Here is a 20,718-nt window from a genome sequence, read left to right on the forward strand (position 1 = left end):
GCCAACCGAATGATTTTGTTTACGGTTTTCTTTGAGGCACCGCAGCTATATGCGATGTTCTGTTGGCTGAATCCTAATACGTGCAGGCGTAGGATTTCGCGATAGTGAGTCATAGAAATAACCTCCATAAAAATGAATTTACACCGAATGGTGTATAACTCCATTATAGGTCGAATTGGTTTCCATGACCGGAATCGCGGTTTCCAATTTTCCGGTAGGCCGGTTTCCTAAAGCCGGGCTGATGGTGTAGTTTGGACCATATTATTCAGCGGGATAGCAATATGATTGCCTAAACCCGTTTTCCCTTCCTTTTCACGGCGGTATACATCTTTCACAAAAAGCGCCCGATCGCTCACTTTTCCTTCTTTGTACAGACTCTCGGTTAATTCCCAGATTGCCTCTTCTTTGGTGGTCGCTTTCATGTCTAGATGAATCAAGTTTTCATTCACAATTTCCGTAAGATCCATCAGTGAATCCCTCCTATCTTTTTTATGCAAATCTTGCTCTCCCCCGAGTTCCCTCTCACCTCCTTATGTTGACAGAATTTTCCGATTTTAATTTCCAATTTATGGCCTGCGGACTTTTACCTGCAGGGCAATGTCAAAACCTAAAGCCTTAGCCAGCTTCTCTAACGTTTCAAGCGTTGGTATTACATTTCCATTTTCAATATTAGCTATATGCACTTGACTGACGCTGCTTTTCAAAGCCAATTCGTTCATGGTAAGATTTTGTGCCATACGTTCCTGTTTGATATACAGTACCAAGTCCCGTATCACGGTTCCTCACCTCGATGTTTTAATTTTCCTTATGGCAGGTACGGCATTCCCTCTTTAAGATTGCCTCATATTTTGGAAATTGAACCGTACCCTTAAAAACGTAGAAACTTTTACCTGCAAATTTGGCATTATTTATGTTAAAATAACGATAGTACATTAAAATAGGGAATTATAGAGTATGGATAGCACCGCTAAAAATTACCTTAAGAATCCTAGAACTTTGCCAAGAAAAAGGTCTTACGCTTAATAAATTAACTGATTTAGCTGGTCTAATAACGACCTCAATAATTTACCAGAATCCGTCAAATAAGAACTTGCTACAGTCAAAGCCTATGTGCTACATAAACACGGTATCAAAAATCCAAATGATACTAAATCATAAAATTTAAGTTTTTAAAGATACTTTATTTTGATGGTAGAGGAATATATATCTACCGTCTCGAACAGTAAAATTAAGGTTATTGAACTGATGACCTCAATGTATCAACCGCTTCATATAAACTATCTATACGGATGTTTTGCGACAAAATGTATCTTTATATTTTATATAATACAATACATTTTGTCGCAAGTCAATATTTTTCTACTCCGTTTCGTAGCAAAAAAATATAAATTTCAACTGATTTACTTTTATGAAATAATATTGGAGGAAAACTCATGTATGGCGATAGAATAGCAACATTACGCGAAGAAGCTCACTTAACACAACAAGAACTTGCTGATGAAATTGGAATCAAACGCTCTGCACTCTCCCATTATGAAAAAAGTCGACGTGAACCAACGTATGATGTGTTACAAAACATAGCAAACTTTTTTCATGTTACAACAGATTATTTACTAGAAAAAACCGATCTTCCAATAGTGAACAGCCCATCTACAGATACAGTAAAAAATAATGCTGTGATTTCACAACAAGCAATACATAAAAAACTCAATAAACTCTCAACGAAAAATTTAAACTTAGTGATGCAAATCATCGATGCCTTGTCGATAAACAAAAAATAAAATTGTGTGCAAAAAAGCGATATAGAGTTGGCGTGTAACTGCCAACCCTATATCGCTTTTTTGGTTTTTAGCTTTTACAATTGAGTAGTACGATGATTTACATTTTTTATACGACAAAATAAAATTCAGAGATGTATTTACACTACTCGCATCATCCCCAGTATATACTTCTAATATTTTTTACCACTTACAATCGCATTAGTATGTATTTCTGTTTCTCCTTTTTTATCTAAAATGAATTTTTTTACAACCCCAAATACCTCCAAGTGTCCTCCCCTATTTTCAATTACGCCATCGACTATACCATATATATAAACTTGTGCAGATGGACTAATATATACATCTCCATTTAATATGCCATTAACATCTAATCTTTTATTAGAACTAACAAATGCGTTACCATTCAACATACCGCTTATTTTAGTATCTTCATTAACCTTAATATCGCCCTCAACTAGATTCTTTATCTCAATCATAATCTTTCTCCTCTACTATTTTATATTAGATTAAATTTATAAAAATTAAACTCATTTCATCATCTTTTTGTAATGTTCCGCATAGCCAAGTTCTACAAAAACTAACCTAAAAGCTTCTTTGAAGCTAGCATAATCAAACTCTTTTAAATCAAAAACATTTTGCCCTTTTGAATGTGATTCTCTATTCATATATCTATAAAAAGCATCAAATCTTGTACTTCGCAGGTTTGGCTTTTGAAAAACATTAGAAAAATCTTGTTTCTCAACGAAGTTAAAAAAATACTCCATGATATTACGCATACAATTAGCTATTAAAGCTGAATGTTGATTCTCATCTTTAATAATATGCCAATATGCCTGATAATCATTTTGTATTTCTTCATATTTCATCTTTAGAAAAACACTACCATTTTTATTTTTAATGAGACGAAAAAGTTTTTGAGTTTTTTCTCGATCATCATGTTGCAAGCATGTAAGTTCATAGTAAAAATATAAACTATGTGTCAAAATAAAAATTTGATCATATTTATCAGTTCTTAAAAATTCATTATGAATTAGTCGACCTATATTGAATATATATATATGTGATAAACTTGAAATTGGATCATCAATCATAACAATTTTATTCGTACTAATCTGATCTGTAGTTCTCTCACCTTTACATAATTCAATAAAATATAAAAAACTAATAACCATCTTCTCACCTTCACTCAATGATTTAAAGACATTTTCTACTTCGTCTTCTCTTCTTAAGTGATATAATGCATCTTCTTCTGAATACTTTTCTATACTAAATACATCAATGCCAATATCGAGCAACCCTTGATTTATATTGCCAATTGCCTCATCAAGATTCACTGTTTGTTTCTGATTAAGAGTGAGCACCTTCTCTTGAGATTTTATTTCTTGTTTTATAGTACCAATCTCACCCTCTATGGTAGCTATTGATTTTTTAAAAAAAATATCATCTTTTTTTAAAGTTTCGATAACTGAATCATATTCCCATCGCATAAGTTGCCAAAACTTTATTTTTATTTTTTCTAATTCTTTCTGTCTGTTTGAAATTTTATCATTTAAAATTTTTATTTCTTCATTTATTTTTACAATTAACGATGCAAGTGCACGGCTCATTTCTTCCGAAGATTCGATTTCTATTTCAGCACTTGGTTCTTTGCATTTTTGTTTCATTTTTTGGATATTTTTCTCAACCACTCTTTGTAAACTATTAAATAACAATCTCAAATCTTTTTCATGCTTTTTCCCTACAAAATTATTTAAATAGATCTCTAAACTTGATATTATTTGAGATTTCAAATGATATTCTTCTAAGATCTTATTTATTTTTTGAATATCTGATTGATAACTCTCATCAAAGTAGTCTTTAATACTATTCAGTAATTCATTATTCAGCGTTTTGTTTTGACAAAATGGACATACCCTATCGTCGTCCTGCATTTGAACATATTTTAAGCCTTCTTGCACCCAATCTGAATTTCCCAACTTATCTATAACTTCAGACACTGTACTATTCTTATTTCCTACAATGATTTTTGAAAAAAGTTTTGCCCCCTCAAGTTCACTCATATCGAAAGCAAAGTTAGGTACATATGAATAAAAATCATCACCATCTTGTAACATTTTTGCCTGTTCTTTCAAATCATCAATTGTATACTTAGGCTGTAGATCAACCTTTTTAATATTGCCAATGTGATCGGATAAAGCTTCTTTTCTACTCTTTAAATTAGTTAAACAATATGCCAGTATTCTATCACCACCAGAATATTCTATTTTTATTTTCCAAATTTTATTTTGAGCATTTTCCACTTGCTTAACATGTGTTTTTTGTAATAATTCTTTACTTTCTTCTTTTTTTCTTATTTTCACATTTAACTGCTTTAATTGAAGTTTTGCTTGTTCTATATTAATTTTTGCTTTTGCATTGGTTTTTGACAAAGTAAAAATACCCTGTATATCTTCTGTCTCATAAAAATTATCATTAATAAATCTTTGGTTATATACTAAAACATCATCTATGTCAGCTAACCCGTCAACACTACAAGACGCATATTTTGAATCATTCATATTATATAGATAATTCGATAATGTACTTTTCCCAGTACCATTTAATCCATAAATTAAATTTATTTTTTTATCGGTTAACAATTCAGCTTTCTGCTTATAACTAGCTATATTTTCCATGACAATTTTATTAATCAAAGTTATTCGCCTCTTCAATACGCCAACAATGACGCTTCTTTTTTGTCATTTTTACTAAACATTATATTTTCCACAACGCAAAAACAGACGACTGAAACCATACTATCTAGCCATTCAGTCGCCTTATAAAAATCTTACGATATAGTAAATTTTGTTTCTCCCAATGGATTTCACCATTTGCCAAGCATCTGCCATTTCGTCACTTCTTTTCGTATTGATTGCCGTGCATTTTCTTACAAAAATCGAACAGTTCCATACTTTAAGCGTTACAAGAATTCTTGATGTCGACATAAAAATCAACAAAACTTACATTTTTAAATTTATTCAAAATAATTAATTTTCATACAATTATAAACCTTTTGTCCTATGAGTTCAAGTAAACACAATAAAAAACTACCATTAATCTTTTTCACGAATAATATATAGATCAAAGGTTGTATATATTAAAACAATAGCGCCTTATTATTCACTTATAGATTACAATCAGAATTCCTTAATGTTGGTGCATTTTTATCCCCTTCTGAAAGAATAGGTTTTAAAATATTAAACGCAATGTTAAGGTCAGGATCTGCATATGTGATCGTTCGTGATAACGCTGCATCAAAATAATTATCAATTTGCATAACAACTTGAGTGTCATCCTCTAAAGATAGAAAAGCGTGTCCAAAGCCTGCGGGGATATATATTTGCTTTCGGTTTTGAGCCGATAATTCGACAGAAACCCACTTTTTATAAGTAGCTGAATTTCGTCTTAAATCTACTGCAAAGTCAAGCCCACTCCCTTTAATACAAAATAAAAGTTTGTTTTGCGCTCTGGGATGATTTTGAAAATGAATTCCATACAATGTTCCTTTTTTTGAAGGACAATTTAAAATTTCTTCAACAAATTCCGTATAAATGCCAACTTCTTCTAATTGTCTTTTTGAAAAAAGTCGATAACCAATCCCCCTATTGTCTTCTTTTGTATCATAATTTAAAACACATACTTCTTTTAGATCTAAATGTGTCAAATGTATCATAACTACCCCGCCTCCCTTTCTAACTTACAAATTTAGAGAACTATTGCCTGTATCAACAGGCATAAATTTACATGCATTTCCCACAACACAAAATTAGATGACTCAAAGAATATTATTTATTCATTCAATTTGAATTAATTTATTTGCCAAAGTAATCACAAAAAAATGAAATAACAGCAAGTAAAATCAAGCAGGAATCTCTGTATATCTTTATAATACATACAGAGTGATCAAAACGAGGTGAACATCAAATGTATGAGTGGCAAAAACAAATTCAAATAATTGTTGATGAAATTGACAAATGTATTAAAAATTATAAGGATGAAGCCTTAACATTACGCTTTCTTTCTCGCAGTCTGGGCTATTCCCAATTTTATACAACGAGAAAGTTCAAAGAAATATCAGGTATGCAATTCAGAGATTATCTGCGGCATAGAAAATTAGCCTTTGCATTAAAAGAGGTACGAGATAGTAAAAAAAGCTTTTTGGATATTGCTTTTGATTATGGTTTTTCGTCACATGAAGCTTTTACCAGAGCTTTCAAGGGAACCTACGGTATAACTCCAAGTGCATACCGAAAAAGCCCTAAGCCTGTCGTTCTTCGTACAAAAATAAACCCTTTTGATCGCTACTTTTTCGGATTTGGAGAGATTGGTATGATGAAATCTACAGATGATGTTAAAATTTATTTTGTAACCATTCCCGCGCACAAATTTTTGCACATTAAAAACTATGAGAGTAATGGGTATTGGGATTTTTGGCAAAAACAAAGTCTTATTCCAGGGCAGGACTACGAAACAATTTGCGGCTTACTCGATAGTATCAAGGGCAAATTAGATGACGATGGTGGAAGCGAAGCGAACAGCAGCAGCGGTCAGATCATGGCATACATTAATGATCCGGACGGCAGACTCTGTGATTGGGGTATTCCACGTACAGAGTGTTATGGTGTACGTCTTCCTGCTGATTATAAAGGCGAATTACCCGAACAAATGCTTCTGATTGATGTTCCCTCCGCCGAGTATATTGTTTTTGAACATGGCCCATTCGATTATGAGCAAGAAAATCGTAGTGTAGAAGAAACGATGGAAAAGGCAATGGCAACTTTTGATTTTGCAGGTACTGATTACTGCTTTGATACTTCCCCCGGTAGAATAATTTACTTTTCATTTAATCCTGAGCGGTTTTGGAAATATATCCGACCTGTACGAAAGTAAAATCATTATTTTTCCAAACAAAACTAAAATACAAAGGAAAAAAGTAACTTTTAAAAACACCCATATCAAGTAAATGAAAACAATATGCTTTAAGAGACTGTAACGATTCCGCTCTGGTCTTATATTGTCACACCTGATATATGTTTTGTTGAGTCTGCTAGACTTATACATTTCACAGTTATTAATTTTTACATATAAATACAAAATTCCTGCAACTTGTTAAAATATGTTACAGAAATTCCGTCCCTTCTAGATTTTTATCTTTTATTACAAGCATTTTTCGCCGTTACCAATGATACTTCGCTTCCTGTCTAATATTAAACGTCAAAAAAAGGTTATTTGTCTATTATCGTAAAAATTGAATTTACATGGTGGAGGCGTGCCGTGGCCCTACACCCCACCTTTTTAACTATGTCAAAGTCATCGATTGATCATTGTTCCATAACATGGCATCAATGGCAGCACGAATATCCACTACTAAAGAACACTGGCTTATTTTCTCGCTTTGCTTTTTCAAATGCTTCATCGCACCAAGGATACCAATCTACTGTATTATAGGCATGTTGGAGAAGATACGGGCTCTTTTCCTTTATCAAACGATTAGGCTTTTTGTCCACGAAATCACCCCTATGTATTAGTTACATTACATGGCACGTTCATGATTAGTATATACAAAAAAGTATCAGCATTACGCCAATACTTTTATTAAAAAATTTACCCCCTTAGAGGCTTTTCCTTAAATACTGAATATGTTTTCTTTACATTGAATCCAGCATATTTATCTTTGGAATAATCAAACCTGGAAATTATTAATGTTTCTTCATACTTTATAATTTAACATTTTATGTAATTCTCTAAATCTCTCTAAAAACCCTTTACAATTTCTATCTCTTGAATATCCCTTATTTTTTGATAAAAGAAATTCCTTTAATAATTGGCAATATATCGTTTTTATAAAATAATCCTCATATATTTCAAAACTATATTCCAAAAATATATCCTCTTCTTTTGCTTTATAGTAATTTTTCAATTGTTTCAAATTAATGTTCAATTTATGATGTTCTTTAGAGTTTCTATTTATTATCCATAAAATACTTCCTGGTTCCTCATACCAAATTATTTTTATTTCATTTTCTCTATTAACCAACTTAATTAATCCATCAATCAAATCGTAAGTTGGGTCTGAAAAAACATGAGTAATCAGAAATTCTATTGCAATATTATTACAAACTACTTCACACTCTGTCCAACCATGTTTCTTGATTGAATAATGAAATTCAAATTCTTCAATAAAACCAAAATCTCTATTATTGTCTTTTTCATCAAATAACCCCATTTTTTAATACCTCGTATTATTCATATATTTTAGATGCAAGCAATATACACCCCATTAATTTCCAGATGCCATTTTTGATGTATCAATATTGCATCTCACATCCATATCTTCTTTTCATGATTCAGTTTTACCATTTATTCGAGGTCATTGCCACCTGCATATAAATCAATGTCAATATCTAATCCTAAATCGATAATTTCTTAATGATTTTCTTATCAAAATGAAAACCCCACATCTCATCTTTATATCCATAATATGTAACCTGTATTTCAACAGATGCAACATCTGAAAGCTTGCTAATCTCTTCTTTATAGGGTAACAATCTATTTAATAAATTGGTTAGCTTATCTTCTACTTCTCCAGTCTTTTTTTCTATAGGTTGATATATAATTCCGCTTTTCTTCCTTTTTCCACCAAACTTTGTTTTATCGTTTATATTCCATCTTTCAGTTGGCTCAAACCCTAAATAACCAACTAATTCTTCAGTACAAGAATTTCTGAACAAGCAAATAATCAAACTCTATTTCCTGCTGACATACCCATCCAATTTACTTCTAGGTTTTCAACATAAATTACAAAATAGAAATTTTCTTTTTTTATCGGAAAGTAAACAGCCGCTGTGTTTGCATCTCTGTCTATTTCAACATCATCAATCTGAGGGATATTGTTAGAAAAGCATCATTCATTCGCTTGCAAATATTGTTTAGTTAATTCAAATGTTGGATTTAATACTTCATTAATAGCAATTTCTTTTAATCTACTAATATCCATCATATCTCTTCTTTCCACAACAATTTAGAGAAAATTATTTGTGATTAAAGCTCCAGTCTACAAATCTGAGTTATTTGCCATTAAATATACTATCGATAGAATCGCGCCAATAATTGACTATCCAGTTATTATATTTATGATACATATAAGCTAATTTATCCGATGAATTCGAATAAACAATACAGCCTCTATCATCGTACATATGAAATAAAATGTCTTTCTCAAGATTAATGAAATAAACAGCTTGGCTGATTGATGGTTCCCGTCCTTGTTCATAATGTGCAATACCTTTAAGTATTTCTTTATACGGAATTCCTCCTAAACGTTCATACAATAACCTGACATTGTATTCTTGCGTAATTTGTACTGTGTTACCCATTTCATCAATATCTTCATCAACTTTGTACAAAACCTTTTCCTCAAGAACATGGTTTGCAAGCAAACGATATATATAGTTTGGTGTTGTATTACCAAACATTGGGTCATTTATTATATCCCAATCCTGAATATAAATATATATATCATCTTCCGCATCAAATAAATCTTCAAATATTGAAATCACTCTTGTCATTACTTGATTGATTCTCTCCTCAGAACCATTTTTAAAAGGTTCACCTAGTTCATATCTTATATTAATTTCATTATGTAAGTTAGGAAAATTCTCATCTATATATTTAAACAAATTATCTTTCATTTGATTTCTCCTATTAAAAAATTACGCTTACCTCCGAACCTATAAAAACATTATAAATGTCCATTTTGGGTACAAATAATCAAATCACTTAATGACCCCATTCCACCGTAAGCAGAAATATGATGATGAACAGACTTTTCATTTTCCCATTCATCTAAATCTTTCTCAATCCATTTTGCTCAATAATGCACTTCTGTTTGCTCAAAAATAAATTTCAAAGCACGTAACGATTGACAATAATGTATTTCAATATCATTTCTGTTAAAGTTCATTTTAATTACCTCCGAATCATTCCCATTCCTAATTCCAATATTAAACAAAACTGCATATTAATCCTGCAAATATAAAAATCAGCACGCAAATGCTGATTTTTACTAAATGTATTATAATATAAATAAAGTCTAAGTATATGGGGGCAAAAATGAAACCGAACTATTCTAATTATGGGTTGTCCATTTCTATGGGAAAACTTTTGAGAAAAGAAGTTGAAACACAACTAATAAATGATTTAACAAAATACGGTATAGATAATAACGAGCTACTTTTTGATTGGTCTGATAGTTGTATTGAAGGCCGTTGTGCAAACTATTTAGATGGTTCAGTTGACTGTTTTTCTGTAATAAAACTATTTGATACAAATGATAATTTAATTGTTGACGGATGGATGGACTTTATATCTGAAAAATCTCACGATATCTTTATCGTATACTGGGACTTTCTAAGTATCTACGAAAATAAGAAAAGATTAAAAATAAAAGAGACTCCAGGAATTCCATCTCATATCATTGAAATATTGCCAGCTAAATTAAAAGAAAATTTTGCGCTCTGGGATGGAAATGTGCATGTTCGTTGCAAGCAAGTTTATCCTTAACGGCCCAAATAGCAGTATCGGTGTCATGTACTGAAAAGCAGTAGCGCTCGTATCGGCAGTTCGCTACTGAGCATACAAATTATTGGTCGCTTCCACTACTTTGCCTGATGCGCTATTTTATAGATATTATCAGCACAGTTGAGAGCTTTGAACGGTGTGTTTTTAATATTCGATTGCAAAACAGCGGTATGTAAAAATGATTGCTTTTTTGCAAGAAAAGAACTATACTTTATATCATAATTAATAACGTAAGCGTTCACGTAAGCCAACGCACTGTTTGCCATGTGGCAGATGGTGCGTTTTTTTTGTACCATTTTACTAGGTGGTTTATAGTCTAAGGGGGTCATATGTCTCAAGTATCATTAAAGCAAAGTCTCGCAAAACTTGGTTTTGCAATTTTTCTCACCTATTTATCCGTCGCGATGGCACTTCCTGTTGTTTCTGTATTCGTAACAGAAGAGCTCAAACTTCCTAACTGGTTAGGGGGAGCCGCTGTCGGTGTCTCCTTCGTTGCAACGATTCTTTCCAGAAAGCACGCGGGGAATTTTGCTGATGCAAAAAGCAGCAAAAAATGCTTTATGCTCGGCTTTTTCTTCTACATGGCTGCTGCACTTGTTTGCATGGCTGCCGATACAAGTGGAATGAGTGCCTCAATCGCATTCGCAATTCTTATCGCAGGACGGCTCCTGCTCGGCATAGGAGAAAGTATGGCAACCGTCGGGCTTCTAAGTTGGCATTTCTCACGCCTCGGCCCTAGCCAGTCAGGAAAGATACTCTCGATTTTGGGGATGGCAATGTACGGTACATTTGCATTAGGCGGTCCTGTGGGACTTACACTCTATAAGTATTTCGGTTTTAGTTCGGTCATGCTAGCGTCATCCATTGTGCCAATTCTCGGCGTTATCATGTTTCTCACCTCTCCTGAAGTTGTTCCTCATAAAACTACCGAAGCGAAAAAATCGTTTCTCAATCTTTTGGGAACAATCTGGAAACAAGGATTTGCCGTTATGCTTCAAGGAGTCGGTTTTGCGGTTCTCGGAGCGTTTATCTCGCTTTATTTTAAAGATCAAGGATGGCCATATGCCGGTGTCGGTCTTTCGTTATTCGGAATCGGATTTGTGATAAGCCGGATTCTTTTCGGTTCTCTACCCGATAAAATTGGAGGAGTAAAAGTCGCTCTCGTTTCGCTTGTAGTTGAAACGGTTGGGCAAAGTTTACTCTGGCTTGCACCTCATTATAGTCTTGCATTGATTGGTGCTCTACTTACCGGTCTCGGCTGTTCAATGATATACCCGGCTATGGGTGTAGAAGTTATAAAGATGGTTAGCCCTGAACAGCGCGGCACCGCTTTCGGAGGATTCTCAATGTTTCAGGATATTGCTTATGCCTTTTCTGCACCGATTGCGGGCCTTCTTGCCGATAAATTTAGCTATTCTTCAACCTTTCTTTTCGGTTTTATTGCTGGAGTCGTTGGTATTATTATAGTTCGTTCAATGCGCATCAACAATTTGCCAAGCAACAGTACCGCGAATTAGCATTCTCGGTATTGTTGCTTTGACTCTTGCGTTGATTTTCGTCCGAGAATACGGCAATTGAACATGTCTTCCCGTACATGGCATTAAAAATCACATTTTTCAGGCTCTGATCCCATACGTTGTATGGTTTCGAGTCTTTATCAATGTACTTCCATGACATTCCAATCTGCATAATTGAATCAAAAAATAGACATTAGACAATCATTTGCCTAATGTCTATTTATATTGGCATCAACAAAATTATTATCTGTAAGCCCCAGACACCCCAAAGGTACTTGTGCCCATTCCACTAATAAAAACTTATAATACCTCTATATTTGAGTTAGGTGTTGTTTTTTTGTCTTTTAAGTAGCTTAAAAGTGACTTTCTTCCCGTTACACATTAACCAATTACTACTGTTTCCATTGAAAAAAGCGAACCCACAATCACAGCATTTTTTGCATTTTTTGCTTTTTTCTATAGCGCATTCTCTAAAATTTTTCGGCTCACATCCAGCGAAAGATCTTGAGTTTCTGAGAGTGCGGTCATGCCATGCGCCTTTAACTGTTTAATGATAACCAGTAGTTGATCTTTGCCAATATTATAGTCGGACAGCCGTGTTTTTACGCCTAGGCTTTCAAAGAATTCACGCGTTTTTTGTATCGCTGAATTTATTCGAACAGCTTCGCTTCCTTCCGTTATGTTCCAAACACGTTCGGCATATTGTAGAAGTTTAGCATGTTTTTGCTCACGGCGGATTTCCAGCAATGACGGTAATAGGATGGCTAATGTTTGCCCGTGATCAATGCCGTATAAGCTGGTCAATTCATGTCCAATCATATGAGTTGCCCAGTCCTGCGGAACACCTGCACAGATTAATCCGTTGAGTGCCAGTGTTGCGCTCCAGACCAGGTTGGCACGCGCATCATAATTTTCCGGTTCGGCGATTGTGTTTTCACCTATTTCGATCAATGTTTGCAGGATACCTTCCGATATACGATCCTGAATTCTGCCATCTACAGGATATGTGAGATATTGCTCCGTCGTATGTACAAAGGCATCAATTACGCCGTTTGCTACTTGGATCTTGGGTAGTGTAAAGGTGAGATTTGGATCCAATACCGAGAAACGAGGAAAGACTAATTCACTGAAAACCGGGTATTTACCTTGTCCGTAACTAATTACACCACCGCAGTTCATTTCTGAACCGGTAGCGGGTAGTGTCAGTACGGTACCAAGTGGAATCGCTGTTTTTATAGTATCCGGGCCAATGGGCGTAAAACCGTAATGCAAAAGATCAAGTGGTTCTCCTTCGTATGAAGCGGCAAGAGCAATGAATTTTGTTCCGTCAATGACAGAACCGCCGCCGATAGCAAGTAAAAAATCAATGCGGTTATGGCGCACTGCCTCTACGGCTTTTAACAGGGTTTCATAATGAGGATTTGGCTCTATACCTCCAAAGTAATGAATTCTTCTGTTTCCCAGTGCGGTTTTTACTTTTTCCAGCGTCCCGTATTTTTTTGCACTTTCGCCTCCATATGTAATTAAAACATTTGCGTCGGCTGGAATAAGTTGATCAATGTTGTTAAGCATGTCCTTACCAAATAAAATGCGCGTTGGATTATAAAAATTAAAATTTAACATAATAAGCACTCCCCTTCTATATATATAAGGATAAAGCATTATAGAAGCTCTAAGTCAAGAATATTTTTATAGTAAGAAAACAAAAACAATAAATCCGCGCGATATCTTAGATATCATAGCAACTGCGATATATAATTCGTACTTAAAAATCCAAATTTATCGCGTATATTCTTGTTGGAAAATTCATTCTATGATAATATCTACATAGAGTCACTCTAAGATATCCTTTCGATTAGGAGATGAATCAATGGCAATTTCCATCAAGCAATTTGCAAAAGAAACAGGTGTTTCCGAGTATACTTTACGTTTTTATGAAAAGGAAGGCGTATTGCCTTTTGTAGAGCGTGATAAAAATGGCAATCGAATCTACAACGAACAAAATTTCGAGTGGATATACTTTATTATATCTTTGCGCGAAACAGGTATGCCTCTTTCGGAAATCAAAAGGTATGCGGAATTATTTAAACAAGGGGATAGTACAATCTCGGAACGCAAACAGATGATGCTGGAGCATAAAACAAAAGCAGAGGAACAACTGACGCAGATTCTAAAGCATCTGGAAAGAATCAACTATAAGCTAGCATTATATGATGTAATGGAAAAGACAGTTAAATTCCCATAATCCAGGTTGGTTTACTCCATATAATTATTGTTCGGTCTTAATGATGGATACAATAATAGCACTTATTGTTCAAATATAAAATGTTACTTTGATGGATGTGGCACCAATGGCATGTAATAGACTGCCTCAAAATCAGTCGCCAATCAACCAGTTTCTAATAGGGCACTAGCTATTACTAGGAGCACATCTGTCACTTTGTTTTAAATTACTACAATTATGTATGGATTCCCTTGAAAAATCCACAATTGACAGAATAATTAAATTATTATAACATTAACTCATCTCACTGAATGCATTCAATTAAATAGGGGGAGTATACAGTGCAAAAATATCAAAAGTTATTCGAACCAGTAAAAATAGGTTCCATCGAAATTAAGAACCGTTTTGCCATGGCTCCAATGGGCCCTTTGGGCCTCGCAGACTCGGAAGGCGGCTTTAATCAGCGGGGTGTCGAATATTATACGGCGCGGGCACGTGGCGGAGTAGGCCTTGTTATTACAGGCGTTACCTTTGTTGATAACGTAATCGAAGAACACGACGTCTGTCATGTTCCTTGCTCTACTCATAATCCTGTTCATTTTATCCGTACCGCCAGAGAAATGACGGAACGTATCCATGCCTATGACGGCAAAGTCTTTCTTCAACTAAGTGGCGGATTTGGCAGGGTAACCATTCCTACAAATTTAGGTGATCATCCTCCGGTTGCACCATCTCCTATTCCTCACCGCTGGCTTGATAAAGCCTGCAGAGAATTAGCTGTTGATGAAATTAGACAGATTGTACATAAATTCGGCGAAGGCGCTTACAATGCCAAAAGAGCTGGCTTTGACGGTGTCCAAATTCATGCTGTACATGAAGGATACTTAATCGATCAGTTTGCCATTGCCTTTTTCAATCAGCGTACTGATGAATACGGCGGTTCTTTAGAAAATCGCCTGCGTTTTGCCAAAGAAATCGTCGAAGAAATCAAAAAAACCTGTGGAGCAGATTTTCCGGTAACGATGCGTTACAGTCCTAAAAGCTTTATCAAAGATTGGCGTGACGGAGCGCTTCCAGGGGAAGAATTTGAAGAAAAAGGCAGAGACATCCCTGAGGGAATTGAAGTAGCCAAGCTTCTAGCAGCGTTTGGTTATGATGCCCTTGATATCGATGTAGGCTCCTATGATTCCTGGTGGTGGAGTCACCCGCCTATGTACCAGGCAAAGGGTCTTTATATTCCTTATGCTAAGATTATAAAGGACGTAGTAGATGTGCCTATTATCTGTGCCGGGCGCATGGATAATCCTGATTTAGCATTAGGTGCAGTAGAGGATGGCGCTTGTGATATGGTAAGTCTTGGGCGTCCCCTACTAGCTGACGAAAGCTATGTAAATAAGTTGCGTAGCGGAAAAACAGCTAATATTAGACCATGCTTGTCCTGTCAAGAAGGCTGCATGGGACGTATTCAGGAGTTTTCTTCCTTAAATTGTGCGGTCAATCCTAGAGCTTGCCGGGAAAGAGAAACGGAGCTTATGCCGGCACTGAAAAGCAAAAAGGTACTGATTATAGGTGGTGGAGTAACAGGCTGTGAAGCAGCCAGAGTTTTAGCCCTTCGCGGACATAAACCCGTAATTTATGAAAGCACCGGGCGCTTAGGCGGCAATTTGATCCCAGGCGGTGTGCCAGATTTTAAAGAAGACGACCATGCTTTAGTCGATTGGTATGAAACTACGTTAAAAGAACTCAATGTGGAAGTTCACCTCAATACTAAAGCTACCGCTGAATTGATCCGTAAAAATCAAATAGATGGGCTAATTATTGCCACAGGCTCCAAACCAAAAATGTTTAACCTTGGCGATAATAGTAAAGTTTACTCTGCTGCCCAAGTGTTGCTGAAAAATGTGGATGCTGGCAACAAGGTCGTAATTGTTGGTGGCGGACTTGTTGGCTGCGAGCTAGCTCTTTGGCTGGCTGATCAAGGGAAAAAGATTACAATCGTAGAAGTACAAAATAAGTTGCTGGCAATAAATGGTCCACTGTGCCATGCTAACTCGGAAATGCTGAAAAGATTGGTTCCCTTTAAAGGCGTGGAAGTACTAACATCCGCTAAAATCATAAAAACTACAGACAAGGGTGTCTTGTTGGAAGTCAACAACCAAACAGAAGAACGCCCTTGTGACAGCGTAATCCTAGCTGTTGGGTATAGCTCTGAAAATTCTCTTTATAATGAACTTAAGTATGAATTTTCCGATATTCATGTAATTGGTGATGCCCGTAAAGTTTCAAATATCATGTATGCCATTTGGGATGCCTTTGAAGTAGCCTCAAGAATGTAACCCCTTATAATTTAAATATCCCCTGGTAAGATCTTTTGCTTATCAGGGGATATTTGTGTGCTGCTATTCTTTTATTTATTGAAAATGAAATTTGAATTATATATAATTAGGCTAATTGTAAAAAGCCCCAAGCAGTTCCTATACTATATGAGGTGAAAGTTTATGACAAAATTGACGAGCCGGGCGAAACAAGCTGAGGCGTCAAAAATGCCGTTACCTTGACAACAAGTCAGTTGGTAACGGCATTTTTGACGCTTATTGAATAATGATCACCCAGCTAATCTAGAAGCACTTCAACCTGTACAATTGATATAAAATATTATACTGGCTGGTCTGAACTACTAGATAGCACCACAGTTTCGGCTTAGTTTTTTTCTACATTTTTATTAATGTTACGTCCGATTCCTTTACTAGCCATACTGTTGCTGTCTACAAATTCTATCCACGTAATCAAATTTTATGCCTCAATTTTAATATTCTTTTCCTGAAAAACTTGTTTTACAACATGTAATGCATTTAAAGTTCTTGGTAAACCAGCAGGAAGTGAACAGTGGACAATAGTTTCAACTATCTCTCTAGGAGCAAGTCCAACATTTAAGCCAGCATAAATATGCGTGCTAAGCCAAGACTCGCAGCCTCCCAATGTCGTAAGAGAAGCAATTAATATAAGCTCTCTTTGCTTAAGACTAAGACCATCCCTGCAAAAAATGTCCCCGAAAGCAAATTCAATAATGTGTTTACCAAATCCAGGTGCTATTTCCTCTATAGACTGAATTGCCGCTTGATTCCCCTCGCCAAATACTTCCGCGAATGTTTCTTGCCCTTTTTGAAATTTATTATCCATTTCTTTCAACTCATCCTCTCTATATATTTATAGTTACACTATACAGAAAGGACCTAAAAATTTCATTAACCTATGTTAATGAAAACAAAATTCATATAAATTCTGCTCAAAGACACTGGTAAGACTGTGGTAAGCGGTAAATTATTAAGCTATGTTAATTTGATTTTATATGCGTACGAATTCTGCTCAAAGACACCGGTGATACCCCGACATATGAGGCAATATGAGATTGCTTTATCCGATGCTCTAAGCTGGGAAAATCTTGTAGAAAGTTAAAATATCGAGTTTCCGCATCTGCTAGTAACAACTGCTTGATTCTACGTTCTTCAATTGTATGTACATGTTCGATCTCTTTCGCAAATATTTCTTGCCAACAAGGATGTGATAAACACTCCCGTTGTTCTACCCGATCAATCTTTAACACAGTTGAGTCTTCTAAAGCTTGAAAATAATAGTCGGACTCCTTTTTCACAAAATCCTTATCAACAAGTGATCGGCTATTCGCCGTCATAAAGTCATTTTCCTTAAAAAAATGTTTTGTGAATTCCGCCCCTGTATCATCAACATGAAATCCTCGAAAAACCCCCGAAATTATAAAACCAAGCCAAGGTTCTAGGTCCCCCGCTTTGATGAAATACTCACTTTTTTTCACTTCTACAGGGTGCGCAACAGTAATGAATTTGATCAATTCATCGTCAGGAACACTCGCATATGTGTTTATGGCCTTAGATAACTGGATAATATAACTTTCACTCATTATTAAGTACTCCAATCCCCAATTAGATCAAATAATTCTATAGCTCTTCACCAAGGCAGTAACCATTATATTTTTTTAGTAAACGGTTGTAAATTCACTTTCGTCTTAATGCATTATAGATTTTTGCTGATTCGGTTGCTATGAAATCACTAGAATACTCATGATCGGCTGTAACGGTATAGAAGCTGATTAATATGGGATCATGCCCATCTTGAACGACACCCACATCACAAAGTACTTGGTCTAATTCCCCCACTTTATGAAGAACTGGGGTCATCATATAACGTGGAATTTCATCGTGAAAAATTGAATTAGCTAGTTCATACTTTAACGTTTCATTTTTGTCTTTATCCAGATACTTATCCGTATAAATTTTTTCGAATACTTTTGCCATTTCGTAAGGTGTCGTTACACTATGATAATTATACTTTTTAAAAGCATCCTCACTATGAATTTGTGTCTGACGAAGATGGAGATCTTTAATCACCTTATTCAACGCATCTTTCTGATTGGCATCCATCTCATCTAGTAGACTCTGAAATGAATCATTGTCACTAATTGTCATCATTAATTTTATTTCTTGGTCATACTCACTGGTTTTCTCTATTCCAGCATTGGGATAGAGGTATTTGTATGTAGCCAATGCCACAACTAATTTACTGGTGGAAGCTGTAGGGAAAACAACATCTTGATTAAACGCCATAGTTTTCCCAGTATTTAAGTTTTTAGCAAAAAATCCTGCCGTCCCACTAAAACCTTTTAAATCGTTCTTTATTTCCTTTTCGAATGAAGACGCCGCTAAAGCAGTTGTACTAAAGATAGTTAGTACAACTAATACCGCAACAATTATTTTTTTCATTTTCATTTAGTCACCTCCATGAAAAGTATTTTATTCATTATTATACCACTGTGGCTCATTATTTTCTGCAAGTCTGTATAAATTATACCTCCAAGCCCCTTATGTCGTTCAGTCGCCTTATAAAAAACCTACGATATAGTAAATTAAAGGTTTCTACGGATTAATCTTTTGTCTCTGGCATAATTCAAATGACTTTAGCAATCAACTGAACAAGATTAAAATACTTTCCGCCCTCAGCCTTCATCATTTTGATGTCCTCAGCGACAATGGGATGATCCCCTGTTTGCCATTCTTCCCATGCCTGTCTGCAACAGGCCATTTCGCGACTGTCTACCATTTCAATGCCCTCAGTTCTCTGCCACAAATCTTTCCACCAAGCAAGAGAGTGCAGGGTTCTTTCCATCTCACTATTCCAAAAAGGCTGCATATCATCGGGAACATTTTTCCCAAATTCGTATTTTAAACCGGGAATAGCCACAGCAATATAGCCGCCCTTTTTCACAAAAGGAAGGAGCGACGGTAGCATCTCCTCTGTATCACCAAAATAGTGGTAAGCATCCACGGTAAACAGCAGGTCAAAATATCCGTTTGCGAAAGGCAATCCTTTGGTCGCGTCTACTGAAATCGGAACAGCTTTATCGTCAAGCCCGATCGCTTTGAAACGTTCATAGTTTTCAGTCGGTGAAATCCACAAGTCGGCGGCAAAAACTTTTGCGCCGTATTTTTGTGTCAGCAAGAGCGTGGAAAGACCACACCCACAACCGAGGTCAAGTATACGCATATTCTCATTGATATTTAGGTATGACGCTAATTCCTCTGCTACTCGCATGGCATTAGGCCCCATCATGGAAGCTTTCAAAAATTCCATGTTATTCTCACTGGAAATAAATTGATTTGTAAATGTGTACATACTATTCTTCCTCCAATAATCTTTTATCTTACTGCTATAAATCAATTATAGGAGTTGTATTATGACAATGCACCCTGTAAGATATTTCAGAAACAAAAAAGCGACACGGCAAAATCACCATGTCGTTCTCACTTTTCATATAAAACTGCATTTAAAGATTCTAACGCTTAACAATTCCCCGTAAAATCAGTTACATTACATGGCACGTTCCTAATAGTATATACAAAAAAAGTATCAGCATTACGCTAAAACTTTTTTAAGAAATAATAAAATATCTTTACTGGCTATAAGAGTTGATTTATTATTATAGTTCTTCGAAAATTGGTTGGCAAAGCCATGCTTACCATATATTTTTATAACCTTGGTATTATTTAAACAATTTAATTTCACAGTCAAATCGTTCACATCGAAAGCTATTTCTTCAGTAGGAAAAAACAGTAAGACAGGGCATTTAGGCTCTATCTCAAGATAATCTCGTATCCTTGAACCATAAAATCCAACATTAAAATTACATAAACCAGTTTCACTACACAACCACGCAAGTGTAGCACCTACGCTATAACCAAGCACGTAAACCTTTTTATAATTGGCTCGTATATTATGTAGAACTTCTTTTACTTGATTAAACGCACTCTCAATACCAATATTATTCATAAAATAATGATATGCTACCATTTCTTGGTCATAACTAAATGCCCCTCTACCATTAAGCAAGTTAGGAGCAATGACATCATATTTATATTTTGATAATTTTTCACATACATTCACGATATGTTCATTAATCCCATAAATTTCATGAAGAACAATAATTACTGTATCTGATTGATTATTATGAGTCAGCATTGATAACACCTCACTCTAAGAAAAGTTT

At 35.2% G+C, this 20,718-nt stretch carries 22 protein-coding genes; 6 read left to right on the plus strand and 16 right to left on the minus strand.

The annotated features are described in order from the left end of the window. Positions 1–227: 227 nt before the first annotated feature. Together F606_RS21300 and F606_RS21305 are read right to left on the minus strand one after the other, a co-directional pair. On the minus strand, positions 228–467 hold the full coding sequence (locus F606_RS21300; protein WP_019554745.1) for a PTS sugar transporter subunit IIA: 240 nt from the start codon (positions 465–467) through the stop codon (positions 228–230). Between the two features lie 99 nt (positions 468–566). Then, positions 567–776 carry a type II toxin-antitoxin system RelB family anti-toxin gene (locus F606_RS21305; protein WP_019554746.1) on the minus strand — a complete coding sequence of 70 codons (210 nt, stop codon included), beginning with the start codon at positions 774–776 and terminating at the stop codon, positions 567–569. A 657-nt stretch (positions 777–1,433) separates the two neighbouring features. On the opposite strand from F606_RS21305, the gene F606_RS22765 reads away from it, so the two are divergent. After that, a complete protein-coding gene (locus F606_RS22765) occupies positions 1,434–1,781 on the plus strand; it encodes a helix-turn-helix domain-containing protein (protein WP_019554747.1) in 348 nt (115 codons plus the stop codon). A 170-nt stretch (positions 1,782–1,951) separates the two neighbouring features. On the opposite strand, the gene F606_RS0115210 is transcribed toward F606_RS22765, so the two are convergent. The 3 genes from F606_RS0115210 to F606_RS0115220 form a co-directional block, all read right to left on the minus strand. Then, entirely contained in the window at positions 1,952–2,257 is a 306-nt protein-coding gene (locus tag F606_RS0115210) for a hypothetical protein (protein ID WP_019554748.1), read from the minus strand. Positions 2,258–2,308: 51 nt separating this feature from the next. Continuing rightward, positions 2,309–4,474 (minus strand): AAA family ATPase, encoded by a 2,166-nt coding sequence (locus tag F606_RS0115215; protein ID WP_019554749.1) that lies wholly within the window; start codon positions 4,472–4,474, stop codon positions 2,309–2,311. 470 nt (positions 4,475–4,944) lie between these two features. Continuing rightward, positions 4,945–5,493 (minus strand): dTDP-4-dehydrorhamnose 3,5-epimerase family protein, encoded by a 549-nt coding sequence (locus F606_RS0115220; protein WP_019554750.1) that lies wholly within the window; start codon positions 5,491–5,493, stop codon positions 4,945–4,947. Positions 5,494–5,744: 251 nt separating this feature from the next. Between F606_RS0115220 and F606_RS0115225 the strand changes: the two genes are divergently transcribed. Further along, a complete protein-coding gene (locus F606_RS0115225; RefSeq protein WP_019554751.1) occupies positions 5,745–6,710 on the plus strand; it encodes a helix-turn-helix transcriptional regulator in 966 nt (321 codons plus the stop codon). A gap of 452 nt (positions 6,711–7,162) precedes the next feature. On the opposite strand, the gene F606_RS22770 is transcribed toward F606_RS0115225, so the two are convergent. The 5 genes from F606_RS22770 to F606_RS23985 form a co-directional block, all read right to left on the minus strand. Beyond that, the gene (locus F606_RS22770; RefSeq protein WP_211210082.1) at positions 7,163–7,327 is read right to left on the minus strand and encodes a DUF255 domain-containing protein; all 165 of its coding nucleotides are present in this window, start codon (positions 7,325–7,327) and stop codon (positions 7,163–7,165) included. A gap of 203 nt (positions 7,328–7,530) precedes the next feature. Beyond that, positions 7,531–8,046 (minus strand): hypothetical protein, encoded by a 516-nt coding sequence (locus F606_RS0115230; RefSeq protein WP_019554752.1) that lies wholly within the window; start codon positions 8,044–8,046, stop codon positions 7,531–7,533. Between the two features lie 184 nt (positions 8,047–8,230). Beyond that, positions 8,231–8,563 carry a DUF4279 domain-containing protein gene (locus tag F606_RS0115235; protein WP_019554753.1) on the minus strand — a complete coding sequence of 111 codons (333 nt, stop codon included), beginning with the start codon at positions 8,561–8,563 and terminating at the stop codon, positions 8,231–8,233. A gap of 324 nt (positions 8,564–8,887) precedes the next feature. Continuing rightward, positions 8,888–9,511, minus strand: coding sequence for a DUF3885 domain-containing protein (locus tag F606_RS0115245; RefSeq protein ID WP_019554755.1), 624 nt, complete (start codon positions 9,509–9,511; stop codon positions 8,888–8,890). 50 nt (positions 9,512–9,561) lie between these two features. After that, positions 9,562–9,681 (minus strand): DUF6966 domain-containing protein, encoded by a 120-nt coding sequence (locus tag F606_RS23985; RefSeq protein WP_407635981.1) that lies wholly within the window; start codon positions 9,679–9,681, stop codon positions 9,562–9,564. 251 nt (positions 9,682–9,932) lie between these two features. Between F606_RS23985 and F606_RS0115255 the strand changes: the two genes are divergently transcribed. Together F606_RS0115255 and F606_RS0115265 are read left to right on the plus strand one after the other, a co-directional pair. After that, positions 9,933–10,382 (plus strand): hypothetical protein, encoded by a 450-nt coding sequence (locus F606_RS0115255; protein WP_019554757.1) that lies wholly within the window; start codon positions 9,933–9,935, stop codon positions 10,380–10,382. Positions 10,383–10,729: 347 nt separating this feature from the next. Next, positions 10,730–11,917 (plus strand): arabinose transporter, encoded by a 1,188-nt coding sequence (locus F606_RS0115265; RefSeq protein WP_019554759.1) that lies wholly within the window; start codon positions 10,730–10,732, stop codon positions 11,915–11,917. Between the two features lie 456 nt (positions 11,918–12,373). Here F606_RS0115265 and F606_RS0115270 read toward each other — a convergent pair whose 3' ends face one another. Further along, entirely contained in the window at positions 12,374–13,540 is a 1,167-nt protein-coding gene (locus F606_RS0115270; RefSeq protein ID WP_019554760.1) for an iron-containing alcohol dehydrogenase, read from the minus strand. A gap of 247 nt (positions 13,541–13,787) precedes the next feature. Between F606_RS0115270 and F606_RS0115275 the strand changes: the two genes are divergently transcribed. Next, positions 13,788–14,162 (plus strand): MerR family transcriptional regulator, encoded by a 375-nt coding sequence (locus F606_RS0115275; protein ID WP_019554761.1) that lies wholly within the window; start codon positions 13,788–13,790, stop codon positions 14,160–14,162. Positions 14,163–14,482: 320 nt separating this feature from the next. Next, positions 14,483–16,477 (plus strand): oxidoreductase, encoded by a 1,995-nt coding sequence (locus F606_RS0115280; protein WP_019554762.1) that lies wholly within the window; start codon positions 14,483–14,485, stop codon positions 16,475–16,477. A 457-nt stretch (positions 16,478–16,934) separates the two neighbouring features. Here F606_RS0115280 and F606_RS0115285 read toward each other — a convergent pair whose 3' ends face one another. The 5 genes from F606_RS0115285 to F606_RS0115305 form a co-directional block, all read right to left on the minus strand. Continuing rightward, positions 16,935–17,321 (minus strand): carboxymuconolactone decarboxylase family protein, encoded by a 387-nt coding sequence (locus F606_RS0115285; RefSeq protein ID WP_026329427.1) that lies wholly within the window; start codon positions 17,319–17,321, stop codon positions 16,935–16,937. Positions 17,322–17,475: 154 nt separating this feature from the next. Beyond that, a complete protein-coding gene (locus F606_RS0115290) occupies positions 17,476–18,078 on the minus strand; it encodes a Crp/Fnr family transcriptional regulator (protein WP_019554764.1) in 603 nt (200 codons plus the stop codon). 94 nt (positions 18,079–18,172) lie between these two features. Next, positions 18,173–18,943 carry a serine hydrolase gene (locus F606_RS0115295; RefSeq protein ID WP_019554765.1) on the minus strand — a complete coding sequence of 257 codons (771 nt, stop codon included), beginning with the start codon at positions 18,941–18,943 and terminating at the stop codon, positions 18,173–18,175. A 178-nt stretch (positions 18,944–19,121) separates the two neighbouring features. Continuing rightward, positions 19,122–19,847, minus strand: coding sequence for an SAM-dependent methyltransferase (locus F606_RS0115300; RefSeq protein ID WP_019554766.1), 726 nt, complete (start codon positions 19,845–19,847; stop codon positions 19,122–19,124). A 240-nt stretch (positions 19,848–20,087) separates the two neighbouring features. Then, on the minus strand, positions 20,088–20,690 hold the full coding sequence (locus tag F606_RS0115305) for a dienelactone hydrolase family protein (RefSeq protein ID WP_019554767.1): 603 nt from the start codon (positions 20,688–20,690) through the stop codon (positions 20,088–20,090). Between the last annotated feature and the right edge of the window lie 28 nt (positions 20,691–20,718).

Source organism: Propionispira raffinosivorans DSM 20765 (genome assembly GCF_000381065.1).
Classification (GTDB): domain Bacteria; phylum Bacillota; class Negativicutes; order Selenomonadales; family Selenomonadaceae; genus Propionispira; species Propionispira raffinosivorans.

Coding starts and splice junctions, on each gene's coding strand:
- F606_RS21300 (WP_019554745.1), bottom strand. CDS start 467: ATGGATCTTACGGAAATTGTGAATGAAAACTTGATTCATCTAGACATG.
- F606_RS22765 (WP_019554747.1), top strand. CDS start 1,434: ATGTATGGCGATAGAATAGCAACATTACGCGAAGAAGCTCACTTAACA.
- F606_RS0115210 (WP_019554748.1), bottom strand. CDS start 2,257: ATGATTGAGATAAAGAATCTAGTTGAGGGCGATATTAAGGTTAATGAA.
- F606_RS0115220 (WP_019554750.1), bottom strand. CDS start 5,493: ATGATACATTTGACACATTTAGATCTAAAAGAAGTATGTGTTTTAAAT.
- F606_RS0115225 (WP_019554751.1), top strand. CDS start 5,745: ATGTATGAGTGGCAAAAACAAATTCAAATAATTGTTGATGAAATTGAC.
- F606_RS0115230 (WP_019554752.1), bottom strand. CDS start 8,046: ATGGGGTTATTTGATGAAAAAGACAATAATAGAGATTTTGGTTTTATT.
- F606_RS0115245 (WP_019554755.1), bottom strand. CDS start 9,511: ATGAAAGATAATTTGTTTAAATATATAGATGAGAATTTTCCTAACTTA.
- F606_RS0115255 (WP_019554757.1), top strand. CDS start 9,933: ATGAAACCGAACTATTCTAATTATGGGTTGTCCATTTCTATGGGAAAA.
- F606_RS0115265 (WP_019554759.1), top strand. CDS start 10,730: ATGTCTCAAGTATCATTAAAGCAAAGTCTCGCAAAACTTGGTTTTGCA.
- F606_RS0115270 (WP_019554760.1), bottom strand. CDS start 13,540: ATGTTAAATTTTAATTTTTATAATCCAACGCGCATTTTATTTGGTAAG.
- F606_RS0115275 (WP_019554761.1), top strand. CDS start 13,788: ATGGCAATTTCCATCAAGCAATTTGCAAAAGAAACAGGTGTTTCCGAG.
- F606_RS0115285 (WP_026329427.1), bottom strand. CDS start 17,321: ATGGATAATAAATTTCAAAAAGGGCAAGAAACATTCGCGGAAGTATTT.
- F606_RS0115290 (WP_019554764.1), bottom strand. CDS start 18,078: ATGAGTGAAAGTTATATTATCCAGTTATCTAAGGCCATAAACACATAT.
- F606_RS0115295 (WP_019554765.1), bottom strand. CDS start 18,943: ATGAAAATGAAAAAAATAATTGTTGCGGTATTAGTTGTACTAACTATC.
- F606_RS0115300 (WP_019554766.1), bottom strand. CDS start 19,847: ATGTACACATTTACAAATCAATTTATTTCCAGTGAGAATAACATGGAA.
- F606_RS0115305 (WP_019554767.1), bottom strand. CDS start 20,690: ATGCTGACTCATAATAATCAATCAGATACAGTAATTATTGTTCTTCAT.